This window comes from Stenotrophomonas sp. YJH_SMC_127, from assembly GCF_059372445.1.
Genome location: NZ_JCAFVO010000005.1, coordinates 142,961 through 156,479, shown reverse-complemented (window position 1 = coordinate 156,479; position 13,519 = coordinate 142,961). Strand labels below are relative to the sequence as shown.

General features: G+C 67.8%; 12 protein-coding genes. 6 read left to right on the top strand and 6 right to left on the bottom strand.

Translation table 11 applies throughout. The features are described 5' to 3' along the window. Positions 1-84: 84 nt before the first annotated feature. From AC5QAB_RS13520 to AC5QAB_RS13510, 3 genes are all read right to left on the bottom strand, one after another. Positions 85-2,154, bottom strand: coding sequence for an EAL domain-containing response regulator (locus tag AC5QAB_RS13520; protein ID WP_049404199.1), 2,070 nt, complete (start codon positions 2,152-2,154; stop codon positions 85-87). Positions 2,155-2,245: 91 nt separating this feature from the next. After that, positions 2,246-3,430 carry a BaiN/RdsA family NAD(P)/FAD-dependent oxidoreductase gene (locus AC5QAB_RS13515; protein ID WP_032960467.1) on the bottom strand — a complete coding sequence of 395 codons (1,185 nt, stop codon included), beginning with the start codon at positions 3,428-3,430 and terminating at the stop codon, positions 2,246-2,248. Continuing rightward, complete coding sequence (locus AC5QAB_RS13510) at positions 3,427-3,975, bottom strand: YaeQ family protein (RefSeq protein ID WP_014646832.1); 549 nt, start codon at positions 3,973-3,975, stop codon at positions 3,427-3,429. Before AC5QAB_RS13510 ends, AC5QAB_RS13515 begins: the two co-directional genes overlap by 4 nt. 124 nt (positions 3,976-4,099) lie before the next feature. On the opposite strand from AC5QAB_RS13510, the gene AC5QAB_RS13505 reads away from it, so the two are divergent. Next, positions 4,100-4,969: a pseudouridine synthase gene (locus tag AC5QAB_RS13505; RefSeq protein ID WP_197561974.1), complete on the top strand. Its 870-nt coding sequence runs from the start codon at positions 4,100-4,102 to the stop codon at positions 4,967-4,969. 13 nt (positions 4,970-4,982) lie between these two features. Here the strand turns inward: AC5QAB_RS13505 and AC5QAB_RS13500 are convergent, their stop codons facing one another. Next, on the bottom strand, positions 4,983-5,471 hold the full coding sequence (locus AC5QAB_RS13500; RefSeq protein WP_014646834.1) for a YaiI/YqxD family protein: 489 nt from the start codon (positions 5,469-5,471) through the stop codon (positions 4,983-4,985). Positions 5,472-5,774: 303 nt separating this feature from the next. Here AC5QAB_RS13500 and AC5QAB_RS13495 point away from each other — a divergent pair, with 303 nt between their 5' ends. The 4 genes from AC5QAB_RS13495 (at position 5,775) to AC5QAB_RS13480 (ending at position 9,610) form a co-directional block, all read left to right on the top strand. Further along, positions 5,775-5,984, top strand: coding sequence for a cold-shock protein (locus AC5QAB_RS13495; RefSeq protein WP_005416210.1), 210 nt, complete (start codon positions 5,775-5,777; stop codon positions 5,982-5,984). Positions 5,985-6,172: 188 nt separating this feature from the next. Further along, on the top strand, positions 6,173-6,862 hold the full coding sequence (locus AC5QAB_RS13490; protein WP_197561973.1) for a glutathione S-transferase N-terminal domain-containing protein: 690 nt from the start codon (positions 6,173-6,175) through the stop codon (positions 6,860-6,862). A 32-nt stretch (positions 6,863-6,894) separates the two neighbouring features. Further along, positions 6,895-8,460 (top strand): protein adenylyltransferase SelO, encoded by a 1,566-nt coding sequence (locus AC5QAB_RS13485; protein WP_134967155.1) that lies wholly within the window; start codon positions 6,895-6,897, stop codon positions 8,458-8,460. Positions 8,461-9,073: 613 nt separating this feature from the next. Next, complete coding sequence (locus tag AC5QAB_RS13480) at positions 9,074-9,610, top strand: adenine phosphoribosyltransferase (protein ID WP_014646837.1); 537 nt, start codon at positions 9,074-9,076, stop codon at positions 9,608-9,610. A gap of 174 nt (positions 9,611-9,784) precedes the next feature. Here the strand turns inward: AC5QAB_RS13480 and dbpA are convergent, their stop codons facing one another. Next, entirely contained in the window at positions 9,785-11,161 is a 1,377-nt protein-coding gene (gene dbpA / locus AC5QAB_RS13475; protein ID WP_032960452.1) for an ATP-dependent RNA helicase DbpA, read from the bottom strand. A gap of 183 nt (positions 11,162-11,344) precedes the next feature. Further along, the gene (locus AC5QAB_RS13470; RefSeq protein ID WP_241884834.1) at positions 11,345-12,424 is read right to left on the bottom strand and encodes a YeiH family protein; all 1,080 of its coding nucleotides are present in this window, start codon (positions 12,422-12,424) and stop codon (positions 11,345-11,347) included. A 101-nt stretch (positions 12,425-12,525) separates the two neighbouring features. Between AC5QAB_RS13470 and AC5QAB_RS13465 the strand changes: the two genes are divergently transcribed. Then, complete coding sequence (locus AC5QAB_RS13465; RefSeq protein WP_164111366.1) at positions 12,526-13,401, top strand: LysR substrate-binding domain-containing protein; 876 nt, start codon at positions 12,526-12,528, stop codon at positions 13,399-13,401. The last annotated feature ends 118 nt before the right edge of the window (positions 13,402-13,519 follow it).

The window sequence follows — 13,519 nt, the reverse complement described above, 5'->3', positions numbered from 1 at the left end:
CTCGTTTGTGTAGAGCCGAGCCATGCTCGGCTGCTCTTCGCTTGAGTCCCGCAGCCGAGCGTGGCTCGGCTCTACAGAGAGGCGTCACCCGAACTCGAAGCCCATCTCCGGCAGCGCCGGGCCGACGAAGTCGCCCTGCACGTAATCCACGCCGGCACTGAACAGCAGCGTCATCGAGTTGGCATCGCTGACGAACTCGGCAATGGTGCGGATACCCGCTTCCTGTGCGCGCGCGGTGATCTGGCTGATGCGGTCGATGTTCTCGCGCGTGGCGGCCAGGTCGCTGGTGAAGCCCCGGTCCAGCTTGAGGAACTGCGGCTGGAAGTGGGCCAGCAGCTGGAATGAATCCAGCCCCGAACCGAACTGCTCCAGGCCGATGCGGCAGCCCAGCGGCGCCACTTCGGCTAGGAACTGCTGCGCACTGCGCAGGTGGGTGAAAACCTTCGCTTCCGGCGCATGCAGCCACAGCCGTTCGCCGGGCACGCCCTGTGCCTGCAGTTCGCGGCGCAGCGTGGCGATCATCTGCGGGTCCTCGAACGATTCCGGCGTCACCTTCACCAGCACCTGGGTGGCGTTGCCCTCGCGTGCCCGCTGGCCGAGCACCGCGATGGCCTGCGAGACCACCCAGCGGTTGATGTCGGCCAGCAGGCCGTGTTCCTCGGCGATGCCCAGGAACGCGGTCGGGCTCAGCAGCTCGCCATTGTTCTCCAGGCGCAGGTAGGCCTCGTACAGCTCCAGTGGCTCGCCCTGCAGGTTCAGCACCGGCTGGTAGTGCAGCTGGAAGCCGTCGCCAGACAGCGCCTCGCGGATGCGCGCAACCCAGCGCTGTACGCGTTCTTCCTCGACACGGTCGGCGGCAGCCGGGTCGAAGATGCGGCAGGTGTTGCCCAGTTCGGCGGCGGCCTGGGTGCAGTCGCTGGCGCGCGCCAGCACCTGGCCGATGCTGGCGATCTTCTCGCCCACCTGCACGCCACCGATGCTGACCGTCACCGTGGCCGAGCGTGCGCCGATGCTGAAGACATGTGCGGCATAGGCTTCGCGGATGCGCTCGGCCAGCGCCACGGTCTGCGCGTAGGGCCCGGCCTGCAGCACGGCGAAATTGTGTTCGCCGAAGCGGGCCAGTTGCGCGTCCTCGCCGACCACCTCGGCCAGCAGGGCGGCGAGGGCGCCGATCAGGATGTCGGCCGACGCCAGGCCGATATCCGGCAGCAGGCGCGCGTAGTGGTCAGGCTCGATCAGCAGCAGGCCGAACTGACCCTCGCTGCGCCCGGCCTGGGCCACCGCGCTTTCCAGCTGCAGCATGAAGGTCGGGCGATTGAGCAGGCCGGTGACCTGGTCGCGCTGGCGCAGGTCCTCGACCTCGCGTGCCAGCTCGGGGTCGAACTCCATGCGGCGGCGGAGCACCACCTGCAGGCAGGACTCGCCCTCGTAGGTGGCCGCGGCAAATTCCATCGTCGCCGGGAAGGAACTGCCGTCCTCGTGGCGCGCGTCGAGCTGGTACTGCGGCGGCGGCGCCTCGCCACGGCTGAGGCCTTTGAGCAGCTGTTTGAAGCCCTCCACGTGCTGGGCGGCGACCATGTCCAGCAGCGAAATGCCTTCGATGTCCTCGAAATGCTCGTAGCCGAACATCTCCAGATAGGCGTCGTTGGCGCGGATGTGCATGCCTTCATGCACATAGGCGATGGGGTCGCGCGAGGAGGCGATCAGCGCGTCACAGCGGCGCTCGGTCTCGCGCATCTGCGCCTCGATCCGGCGCAGGCCGCGACGCGCCTGCAGGTCGACCCACTGGTCGCGGACCACGGCGAGCAGATGCTCGGGGCGCTGGCGCAGGGCGAGGGCGCGGATGCCATGGCTGCTGGCCTGCACCAGTTCGTCCTCGTCGATGCGCTCGGCCAGCAGCACCAGCGGGATGTCCTTGCCGCTGGCGGCGATGTGCTGGGCCGCCAGCTGCAGCGGGATGCCCTGCGAAGGCGAGGCCAGCACCAGGTCGATGGCCTGGCTGGCCAGCACCTGGGCCAGCTCGGCCGCATCCTGCGGACGCCACGGGCGTACCGCGATGCCGCTGTTGCGCAGGGTGCTGACGATGGCTTCGGCATTCTCGCCGCTGTCATCGACGATCAGCAGGCGGATGGTGATGTCGTTCGCGTTCTGCATGCACTGCTCCCCAATCTGCGAATCTAGATACACGATGCGCGGCGAACCGTCCATGCGCGCGCCCCTGGCGCGCGTCGAACGGCGAAGTGGTTCACACCACGCCGCCCGCTGCGTGGCCGCTGGCCCAGGCCCATTGGAAGTTGTAGCCGCCCAGCCAGCCGGTCACGTCCAGCACCTCGCCAACGAAGTGCAGGCCGGGCACGCGCTTGGATTCCATCGTCGAGGATGACACTTCGGCGGTGTCCACGCCGCCCAGGGTGACCTCGGCGGTGCGGTAGCCTTCGGTGCCGCTGGCCACCAGCGGGAATGCGCCCAGCAGCTGCGCGGCCTGGCGCAGCACCGGCTCGTCCAGCTGGCGCACGGGCCGATCGGGCAGCCAGTGCTCGCACAGGCGTTGCGCCAGCCGCTTCGGCAGTACCTCGCCCAGCACCGTGCGCAGCTCGGCGGCCGGGCGGTCGCGCTTCATCTGGCGCAACCACTCGCCGGCATCCTGGCCCGGCAACAGGTCCAGCTCCAGCGCATCGCCGGGCTGCCAGAACGACGAAATCTGCAGGATGGCCGGGCCGCTTACGCCACGGTGGGTGAGCAGCATGAAGTTCTGGAAACTCTTTCCGTTGCAGCGCGCCTCGATCGGCAGTGCGACGCCGCTGAGGTCGGCCAGCCGTTCCTGGTGCTTGCCGCTGAGGGTCAGCGGCACCAGCCCGGCGCGGGTCGGCAGTACCTGGTGGCCGAACTGGCGGGCCACCTCATAGCCAAAGCCGCTGGCCCCCATGCTGGGAATCGACAGGCCACCGGTGGCAACCACCAGCGAGGCGCAATGGAACAGGCCCTGGGTGGTGTGCACGCGGAAACCATCGCTGCCGTGCTCGATGCGCTGCACGCTGCACTCGGTACGGATCTGTACGCCGGCCGCCTGGCACTCGTCCACCAGCATCTTCACGATCTGCTTGGACGAGATATCGCAGAACAGCTGCCCCAGTTCCTTTTCGTGATAGGCGATGCCGTGCTTGTGCACCAGCTCGATGAAATGCCAGGGCGTGTAGCGGGCCAGCGCCGACTTGCAGAAGTGCGGGTTGGCCGACAGGAAGTTGGCCGGGGTGGTGCCGGTGTTGGTGAAGTTGCAGCGGCCACCGCCGGACATCAGGATCTTCTTGCCGACCTTGTTGGCATGGTCGATCACCTGCACCTGGCGGCCGCGCTGGCCGGCAGTGATCGCGGTCATCAGCCCGGCTGCGCCGGCACCGATGACCACCACATCGCAACGGATGGTGCTCATGCCTTGGCGCGCTTGCGCCAGTCCGGGATCACGTCGAGCTGGATCTGGTCGTTGAGCAGCTGCACTTCGCCGTCCTGGATCAGCACGCTCCAACGCATGGCACGCTGGATCTGCTGGCCCCAGCGCTCGACGAATTCGCCGTCCAGAGCGACCACCGAAAGATTGTCGAAGCGCGCCAGGCCCTTGCCCTGCTTGCTCCACCAGATCTCCGAGGCGTTGCCGCCGTAGTTGACCACCTGCACCTGGCGGCTGCGATTGCTGGCCTTGCGGATGCGCGATTCGTCCGGATGGCCCAGGTCGATCCACTGCAGGATGTCGCCGGTGTAGTCGTGTTCCCATAGATCGGGCTCGTCATCGGTACTCAGGCCGCGGCCGAACTCCAGGCGATCGCCGGCGTTCAGCGCGAAGGCGAGCAGGCGCACCATCAGGCGCTCGTCGGTCTCGGACGGATGCTGGGCCAGGGTCAGGTTGTGGGTCGCGTAGTAGCCGCGATCCATGTCGCTGATCTGCAGTTCGGCCTTGCGGATGGTGGCGGTAAGAGCCATGGGGGATCCGTGGACTAAAGAGGACAATGATAGAGGTTTGCTCCGGGGGTGTCCGTGGCCGGACTGTCTGCGCGCCGTCAACGGTGGCACTCTTGCGCTCTTTCCCGTGGCCGGAGTGGACGCCATGAGCTTGCCCAGCCGGTTGCAGCTGCCGCCCGGCCCCTGGGCCACCCTGCTGGATGGCCTGTGTGCGCGTTTTCCGCGCATCGCGCGCGCGCAATGGCAGGATCGCTTCGCGCGCGGCCGCGTGCTGGACGCACAGGGCAGGGCGCTCACCGCGGACATGCCCTGGCAGGTCGGGCTGGACATCCAGTACTTCCGCGAGGTGGCCGACGAACCGGTGATCCCCTTCACCGAAACCATCGTCCATCTGGATGCGCACCTGCTGGTGGCCGACAAGCCGCATTTCCTGCCGGTGACACCGGCGGGCGGGCATGTACGCGAGACGCTGCTGGCGCGGCTGGTCGCCCGCACCGGCAATGCCGATCTGGTGCCGCTGCACCGGCTGGATCGGCTGACGGCCGGGTTGGTGCTGTTCTCGACCCAGCGTGCGTCGCGCGATGCTTACCAGCGCCTGTTCCGTGAGCGGCGCATCGAAAAGACCTATGAGGCCTTGGCACCGGCGCTGCCGGGGCGGGAGTTTCCGCTGCAGCGGTACAGCCGCCTGGTGCCGGGCGAGCCGTTCTTCCGCATGGCCGAAGTGCCCGGCGAGGCCAATGCGCGCAGCCGGATCGAGCTGATCGAGGCCGAAGGGCCGATCTGGCGCTACCGGCTGCTGCCGGAAACCGGCCGCAAGCATCAGCTGCGCGTGCACATGGCCATGCTGGGGGCGCCGATCATGGGTGACGACCTGTACCCGCAGCTTCGGCAACGGGCACCGGACGTAGCCGAGGCGCCGCTGCAGCTGCTGGCGCGGGCCCTGGCTTTCGATGACCCGTTGAGTAGTGCACGACGGATGTTCAGCAGCGGCTGCAGCCTGAGCCTTCCGGCTTAGGGCGGCCAGGCGCTCAGCGGGCCGGGCGTCGCGCCAGCCAGCGGTCCAGCTCGGCGGCGAACAGCTGCCGGTCGCGGGGGCCCAGGGGCGGCGGTCCGCCGGTCTGGACCCCGGCGCCGCGCAGTTCCTCCATGAAATTGCGCATCGACAGTCGCTCGGCCATGTTGTTCGGTGTGTACAACTGGCCGCGCGGGTTCAGCGCGACGGCCTGCTTCTCCAGCACCAGCGCGGCCAGCGGGATGTCCTGGGTGACCACCAGGTCCCCCGCGGCGACCCGCTCGACGATGGCGCTGTCGGCCACGTCCAGCCCCTGCGGCACCTGGATCGAGCGCAGCCAGCGCGAGGGCGGGGTGCGGATCCACTGGTTGGCGACCAGGGTCAGTTCGATCCCGACCCGTTCAGCCGCACGGAACAGGATGTCGCGGATGACGGTGGGACAGGCGTCCGCATCCACCCAGATGCGGGGAGAGGCGTGTTCAGCGGGGGTTTCAGCTTCAGTCATTTACCCAGTGTAGGGTAGGAAAAACCTGAATGGGGACTCGGAGTTAGCCGCGAGAGGCTGCCAACCCTTGTCACGCCTAGCGGGTGACGTATTCCCATGAACGTCGGGGCTATCGCTTTTTGCAGAAAACACGCGTATCGTGCGACCCACTGTGTTTGCTAGGGTCACCGTGAATCGTGGCCTGGTGCAGTTGATCTCACGATCCGCTCATCGATCCGCTTTACCAACGCCTGCAACTCAGTCTCGGCCCCGATACCCGGTGGCTGCGATTTTTTTCAACATGTGTTTCAGGAGTTAGTAAAAATGTCTGAACGTCAGACCGGTACCGTCAAGTGGTTCAACGACGCCAAGGGCTTCGGCTTCATCACCCCGGAAAGCGGCCCGGACCTGTTCGTGCACTTCCGCGCGATCCAGGGCACCGGCTTCAAGACCCTGCAGGAAGGCCAGAAGGTTACCTTCATCGCCGTCCAGGGTCAGAAGGGCATGCAGGCTGACCAGGTGCAGGCGGTCTAATCCGTCTGCTACCGTTGGGTAGCCAGAACGCCGGAAGCGAAAGCTTCCGGCGTTTTTTATTGCCCGCCGTTTTTTTGTAGAGTCGAGCCATGCTGGACTGCGCCCAAAGACAGTCGAGCATGGCTCGACTCTACAAAGGACATGCAGCCGGCGCGGTACGATGCGCGTCTCCCCAAGGGATCACCCCCATGCGCATCGTCCACCACCTGGAAAACTCCCGTTCGCTGCGCGTGCTGTGGATGCTGGAGGAGCTGGGATTGGACTACGAACTGCGCCGCTATCCGCGCGATCCGAAGACGCTGCTGGCGCCGCCGGAACTGCGCAGCGTGCATCCGCTCGGCAAGTCGCCGGTACTGCAGGATGGTGAGCTGGTACTGGCCGAGTCCGGCGCGATCCTCGACTACCTCGCTGACCGTTACGACACGCAACGCCAGCTGTCGCCGTCACCGATGCCGGCAGACGGGGCCGAACGCATCGCTTACCGCTACTGGCTGCACTACGCCGAAGGCTCGGCGATGCCACCGTTGCTGCTGACCCTGGTGATGGGCCGCATACGGAACGCGCCGATGCCGTTCTTCGCGCGCCCGATCGCACGCAGCATTGCCGACAAGGCCGAGCGCGGCTTCATCGGCCCGCAGCGGCGCCTGCACCTGGACTGGATGGAGCGCCGCCTGGCCGAAAGCCCGTGGTTTGCCGGCGATCGTTTCAGTGCGGCCGACATCCAGATGAGCTTCCCGATCCAGGCCGCTGCCGCGCGCGGTGGTGGCCTGGACGACAAACCGGCACTGCGTGGCTTCCTCAAGCGTATCGGTGAACGCCCGGCCTACCAGCGTGCCGAGGCCCACGGCGGCCACCTGCAGGCGCTCGGCGGCAATTGAGGAGGGCGGCCGTCGCCCTCATCTCCAGCACCATGGATACCGACACTCCCCGTTTCGACAACCGCCTGCTGCACACCCTGCCGGGCGACCCCGAATCCGGCCCGCGCAGGCGCGAAGTGCTGGGCGCCGCCTGGTCGCCCGTGATGCCGACCCCGGTGACGGCGCCCACGCTGTTGGCCTGGGCGCCGGACGTCGCCGAAATGCTTGGCTTCGATACCGCTGAAGTCGAAAGCGAAGGTTTCGCGCAGGTATTCGGCGGCAATGCGCTGTACGCCGGCATGCAACCGTGGGCAGCCAACTACGGTGGCCATCAGTTTGGCCACTGGGCCGGCCAGCTCGGCGACGGGCGTGCGATTTCGCTGGGTGAGCTGGTTGCGCCGGATGGCCAGCACTGGGAGCTGCAGTTGAAGGGGGCCGGGCCAACGCCGTACTCGCGGGGGGCCGATGGACGGGCAGTGCTGCGCTCATCGATCCGCGAATTCCTGTGCAGCGAGGCGATGCATCACCTTGGCGTGCCGACTACGCGCGCGTTGTCACTGGTCGGCACCGGTGAGGACGTGGTGCGCGACATGTTCTATGACGGCCATCCGCGTGCCGAGCCAGGCGCCATCGTATGCCGGGTCTCGCCGTCGTTCCTGCGCTTCGGTTCGTTCGAACTGCCGGCCTCGCGCGGTGAAACCGCCCTGCTGCAGCAGCTGGTGGATGCCTGCATCGCCCGCGACTTCCCCGAACTGCAGGGGCAGGGCGAGGCGCTGTACGGCGACTGGTTCGCGCAGATCGCGGTGCGCACCGCCGAGATGATCGCGCACTGGATGCGTGTCGGCTTCGTGCACGGCGTGATGAACACCGACAACCTGTCCGTGCTCGGTGTGACGCTGGATTACGGCCCCTATGGCTGGGTCGAGGACTTCGATCCGGACTGGACGCCGAACACCACCGACGCCCAGGGGCGCCGCTACCGCTTCGGCACCCAGCCGCAGGTGGCGTACTGGAACCTGAGCCGATTGGCGCAGGCGCTGTCGCCGCTGTTCGCCGATGTCGCACCGCTGCAGGCAGGCCTGGCGGCTTACCAGTCCACGTTCGTGGCCTGCACGCGTCGCGATGCTGCAGCGAAGCTGGGGCTGGCTGCTGCCGACGATGATGACCTGCAGCTCTACCAGCGCTGGCAACAGCTGATGCAGGAGGGCGCAATGGACATGACCCTGGCTTGGCGCGCACTGATGCGCATCGACCCGGCGGCAGCAGATGCGACGGTTCTGGACGCGGTGTACTACGACGAGGCGCGGCGACAGGCAGTGCAGGCACCGCTGCAGCACTGGCTGCAGGACTACGCAGCGCGCCTGCGCCGCGATCCGCTGGCGGCCAGCGAACGCCAGGCGAAGATGGCAGCGGCCAACCCGCTGTACGTGCTGCGCAACTGGCTGGCCCAGGAAGCGATCGACCGCGCAGAGCAGGGGGATCTCGGCGGCGTCCATGCACTGCAGGACGTGCTGCGCGACCCGTACACCGAGCGTGCCGGCCTGGAACACTTCGCTGGCAAGCGCCCGGCGTGGGCCGACAATCGCGCCGGTTGCTCGATGCTGTCCTGCAGTTCCTGAGGGTGGGTTTCGGCAGGGCTGCGCCCTGCACCTGCGGAGGCCAGATCAACAGCCAGAGCAAAAGCGGATTCCGTGGTTTGGCGGGGCGGTGTCGGAGTGCGGGGACGCTGCAAGTACGTCCCTGTAAGCTTGGCAGCCGCATCCATGCGGCTGACACCCCGCACTCCGACACCGCCCCACCTCTGACAGATTCCCGCGGCTGTGGGTAGGTGTCGACCTTGGTCGACACATCTGTCAGATATCGAATGAAATTCCGGGGTCAGATCCGTTTTCCTTCGTAAAACGGATCTGACCCCATGAGAAATTCCGACAGATCGCAGGAAACTGTCGAAGGCGGGGTGGGTCCGGTTGCGGGGAGGTGAACGCCATGGATGGCGCGACCGAGCCTACGCGGACGTATTTACGGCGTCACCCGCAACCGGACCCGCCCCGCCATCCGCCGGAATGCAGGCTGTTGCTGTTGCTGTTGCTGTTGCCGTTGCCGTTGCTGTTGAGGTTGCCGGCCAGCGGCCGGCACTACCGCAGGTGCCGGGCGCAGCCCGGCCGCCCCCCTCAACAGGCAGGCGGCGCCCGGAACAGGTACCCTATGCCGCCATCAGATAGCCAATGTGACATGACCGACGCCATCGTCGCTCCGCAGTGGGCCTCCCGCCTGCGCGACATCGCCGACTTCCCCAAGCCCGGCATCCTGTTCAAGGACATCATGCCGCTGCTCGCCCATGGCGAGGATTTCCGCGGCGCGATCACCGCGATGGCCGACCGTTGGCGCGACCAGAAGCTGGACGCAGTGGTCGGCATCGAATCGCGTGGGTTCATCCTCGGTGCCGCGATGGCGCTGGAGCTGGGCGTCGGCTTCGTGCCGGTGCGCAAGCCGGGCAAGCTGCCGGGCCAGGTCCTGCGCGAGGAATACACGCTGGAATACCGCAGCGACTGCATCGAAGTGCATGCCGATGCGCTGCCGGCCGGCGCCCGCGTGGTGATCATCGACGACGTGCTGGCCACTGGCGGCACGCTGGTCGCTGCGCTGTCGCTGGTGCGCCGCCTGGGCGTTGAAGTGGTCGGCGCCGGTGTACTGGTCGAGCTGGACGGCCTCGGTGGCCGTGCGCGCTGGGAAACGGACCTGCCGCTGCACACCGAACTGGTGTTCTGATCGAAGGGCAGGTGCCAACCAAGGTTGGCATCTACCAGAGCGAATGGCCGGGAGCCGGTAGTTGCCAACCTTGGTTGGCAGCACTTTTCGCGACGGGTGCCATGGACGGGCCAACCAAGGTTGGCCGCTACCAGGCCAGATCGTTACCAACCGTGGTTGGCAACGCTGCTTCAATCACATCATCCGCACGCGGAAACGACGGCCCTTGATCTTGCCGGCTTCCAGCTTGGCCACGGCCTTGTTGGCCTGCTCACGCGCGATCGCCACATAGGAGCGGGTCGGGAAGATCGCGATCTTGCCGATGAACTTGCTCGACAGGCCGGCATCACCGGTCAGCGCACCGAGGATGTCGCCCGGGCGCAGCTTGTCGGTCTTGCCACCGTCGATGCGCAGCGTGCGCATCGCGGCCTGCGGCAGTTCGGCCGGGCGCGAGGTTGCCAGCGGCGTCTTCTGCCAGTCCAGTGGCTGACCCATCTGCGCTTCGATGGCGTCGGCGCGGGTCTTCTCGCGGCCGGCCACCAGGCTGATCGCCAGGCCGCTGGCACCGGCGCGCCCGGTACGGCCCACGCGGTGCTGGTAGCTCTCCACGTCGGTCGGCAGTTCGTAGTTGATCACCGCCGCCAGCTCTTCCACGTCCAGGCCGCGCGCGGCGACGTCGCTGGCGACCAGCACGTTGCAGCTGCGGTTGGCCAGCAGCAACAGCACTTCCTCGCGGTCGCGCTGCTCCATGTCGCCATGCAGGGCCAGTGCGGAGAAGCCGAACTGCTGCAGCGAGTTGGCCACTTCGTCCACGTCCTTGCGGGTGTTGCAGAACACGACCGCCGATTCCGGCGTGTACTTCAGCAGCAGGCCGGCCAGCGCCTTCTGGCGATGCGCCGGTTCCACCTCGCAGAACAGGTGGCGGATGGCCGGTGCCTGGTCGGCGCCTTCCACGGTCACTTCCACCGCGTCGCGCAGCAGGTCACGCGCCATGGCGCGGATGCTGTCGGGGAAGGTGGCGGAGAACAGCAGGCTCTGGCGGTCCCTATGGGTGCGGCCGGCGATCTCGCGGATCGGCTCCTCGAAGCCCATGTCGAGCATGCGGTCGGCCTCGTCCAGCACCAGCGTGCGCACCGCGCCCAGGTTCAGCGCGCGCTTGCGTGCCAACTCCTGCACGCGGCCGGGCGTGCCGACCACCACATGCGGATCGTGGCCTTCAAGCGAGGCCAGCTGCGGGCCCAGCGGCACGCCGCCCACCAGCAGCAACAGCTTCAGGTTGGGGATGCCGGTGGCCAGCTTGCGGATCTGCTTGCCGACCTGGTCGGCCAGTTCGCGGGTCGGGCACAGCACCAGCGCCTGCACGCGGATCAGGCTGGGGTCGATGGACTGCAGCAGGCCAAGGCCGAAGGCGGCGGTCTTGCCGCTGCCGGTGGGTGCCTGTGCGATCACATCACGGCCATCGAGGATGGCCGGCAGGCTCTGCGCCTGCACGGGGGTGAGGGTGGTGTAGCCGAGGGCATCCAGGCCGGGCTGCAGGGCCGGGCTCAGCGGCAGGGTCGAGAAGTCAGTCATGGCGCATTGTACCTGCCTGCGCGGCCGGTCCCGCCTGATCGGATGGGGTCGAATCCCTTTCCGCAGGAAAGGGCTCTGACCCCATCGGAGTCGTCATCCACGCAGGGCGTGAATACACCGGGGGGCATCCACGCATGGCGTGGATCTACGGGTGGATGCCGACCTGGGTCGGCACGCTCCTGCTCAGCCAAGCACCGCCAGTACACCCTGATGGATCGCCAGGCCACCGAACAGCAGCCAGGCGAACAGGATCAGCGCCAGCAGCAGTGGCTTCAGCCCGGCCTGGCGCAGCGCCGAGACGTGGGTGGTCAGGCCCAGCGCGGCCATCGCCATCGCCAGCAGCACGGTATCCAGCTGCACCAGCCCCGCCTGCAGGCCCGCCGGCAGCAGATGCAGCGAGTTGAACCCGGCCACCGCCACGAAACCAAAAGCGAACCACGGCACCACGATGCGCGCCTTGCTGCCGTCGGCGCTGGCCTTGCCGCCACGCGCCAGCCACAGCGACAGCGCGACCAGGAACGGCGCCAGCAGCATCACCCGCACCATCTTGGTGATCACCGCCGTGTCGGCTGCTGCTTCGTTGACCGCGCGGCCTGCCGCCACCACCTGTGCCACTTCATGCACCGTCGCACCGGTGAACAGGCCGTACTGCCGCGCGTCCATTGCCAGCCAGCCGTGCGACTGCACCAGTGCATACAACGCCGGGTACAGGAACATCGCCAGCGTGCCGAACACCACCACCGTAGAGACCGCGACGGTGACCTGCGCAGCGCGGCCGCGCACCACCGGCTCGGCGGCCATCACCGCCGCCGCGCCGCAGATCGCGCTGCCGGCGCCGATCAGCATCGCCGCTTCGCGCTCCAACTTGAACACGCGCATGCCCAGCCAGCAGGCCAGCCCGAAGGTGCTGGCGACCACCAGCACGTCCATCAGCACGCCGGCCACGCCGACGTGGCCGATGTCCTGGAAGGTCAGGCGCAGGCCGTACAGCACGATGCCGGCGCGCAGCAGCCAGTGCTTGGAGAAGCCGACACCGGCCGCGCTGCTCGGCGCCAGCCGCGGGTAAAGGGTGTTGCCGACGACGATGCCGGCGACGATGGCCACGGTCAGCGCGCTCAGGCCATGCGCCTGGAGCCAGGGAAGCTCGGCCAGGTACAGCGACGCCGCCGCGATCAGGCCCACCAGCAGCAGGCCGGGCAGGCGAGGCTGCCAGCGTTGGCGCAGGGCGGGCAGGGACCAGGAGGAGAGAGCGGTGGCGTTCATGGCGCGACAGGACTGGGGTGATGGGCCAAGCGTGCGCCTGTGTCACTGACCTGTAAAACGAATAATATGGGTGAAACCTACCTATAAAGCGGGTACATTCCATGCGCCTGACCTTGCGCCAGCTGCAGGTGTTCGTCGCCATCGCCGACCATGGCACCACCACTGCCGCCGGCCAGGCCGTCGCGCTCTCGCAGTCGGCCAGCAGCGCCGCCCTGCAGGAACTGGAGGCGCACTTCGGCACCCCGCTGTTCGACCGCATCGGCCGCCGCCTGGCGCTGAACGGGCACGGCCGCGCACTGCTGGAGCCGGCGCGCACCTTGCTGGTCAACGCCGCCGATCTGGAGCGGCAGCTGGCCGCCGGCGGCAACCCGTCGCAGGGCGCACCGCTGCGGCTGGTGCTGGCCGCCAGTACCACCATCGGCAACTACCTGCTGCCGCCACGCATCGCCGAACTGCTGCGGCAGGCGCCGCAGGCCGAGGTCGATCTGCGCATCGACAACAGTGCCGGCGTGGTCGCCGCGGTACAGCGCCTGGACGTCGACGCCGGCCTGATCGAAGGCCCGTGCCATGAGCGTGGCCTGCAGGTGACCGCCTGGCAGCAGGACCCACTGGTGATCGTGGCTGCCGCCGATGCCCGCGCACGCTGGTCGCTGGATGAGCTGCGCCGCGCACGCTGGCTGCTGCGTGAGCCCGGCTCCGGCACCCGCGAAGCCGTGGAACAGGCCCTGCTGCCGCACCTGCGTGGCTTCGCGCAGACCCTGCAGCTGGGCAATACCGAAGCGATCAAGCAGGCCGCCATCGCCGGCCTCGGCCTGGCCTGCCTGTCGCGCCACGCGCTGGAAGAGCCGCTGGCCCTGGGCCGCCTGCGCGTGCTCGAGACTCCGCTGCCGGCCCTGCAGCGCACCCTGTGGCTGGTGCGCCACCCCGGCAAGCAATGGCTGCCGGGGTTGCAGGCGTTGCTGGGGGAGGTGGGGTAGCCATCAGATTTCCAGTCGACTCCATCCATCGACCCTTCTTGTAGCGCTCATCCACGCATGGCGTGGATCTACCGTGTCGACCAAGGTCGACACCCACCAGAGCAGAATGTAGTTCCGA

Excerpts from the sequence above, each read along its gene's own strand:
- AC5QAB_RS13495 (WP_005416210.1), top strand. The coding sequence starts at position 5,775 with ATGTCTGAACGTCAGACCGGTACCGTCAAGTGGTTCAACGACGCCAAG.
- AC5QAB_RS13510 (WP_014646832.1), bottom strand. The coding sequence starts at position 3,975 with ATGGCTCTTACCGCCACCATCCGCAAGGCCGAACTGCAGATCAGCGAC.
- AC5QAB_RS13470 (WP_241884834.1), bottom strand. The coding sequence starts at position 12,424 with ATGAACGCCACCGCTCTCTCCTCCTGGTCCCTGCCCGCCCTGCGCCAA.
- AC5QAB_RS13515 (WP_032960467.1), bottom strand. The coding sequence starts at position 3,430 with ATGAGCACCATCCGTTGCGATGTGGTGGTCATCGGTGCCGGCGCAGCC.
- AC5QAB_RS13485 (WP_134967155.1), top strand. The coding sequence starts at position 6,895 with ATGGATACCGACACTCCCCGTTTCGACAACCGCCTGCTGCACACCCTG.
- AC5QAB_RS13505 (WP_197561974.1), top strand. The coding sequence starts at position 4,100 with ATGAGCTTGCCCAGCCGGTTGCAGCTGCCGCCCGGCCCCTGGGCCACC.
- AC5QAB_RS13490 (WP_197561973.1), top strand. The coding sequence starts at position 6,173 with ATGCGCATCGTCCACCACCTGGAAAACTCCCGTTCGCTGCGCGTGCTG.
- AC5QAB_RS13500 (WP_014646834.1), bottom strand. The coding sequence starts at position 5,471 with ATGACTGAAGCTGAAACCCCCGCTGAACACGCCTCTCCCCGCATCTGG.
- dbpA (WP_032960452.1), bottom strand. The coding sequence starts at position 11,161 with ATGACTGACTTCTCGACCCTGCCGCTGAGCCCGGCCCTGCAGCCCGGC.
- AC5QAB_RS13480 (WP_014646837.1), top strand. The coding sequence starts at position 9,074 with ATGACCGACGCCATCGTCGCTCCGCAGTGGGCCTCCCGCCTGCGCGAC.
- AC5QAB_RS13520 (WP_049404199.1), bottom strand. The coding sequence starts at position 2,154 with ATGCAGAACGCGAACGACATCACCATCCGCCTGCTGATCGTCGATGAC.
- AC5QAB_RS13465 (WP_164111366.1), top strand. The coding sequence starts at position 12,526 with ATGCGCCTGACCTTGCGCCAGCTGCAGGTGTTCGTCGCCATCGCCGAC.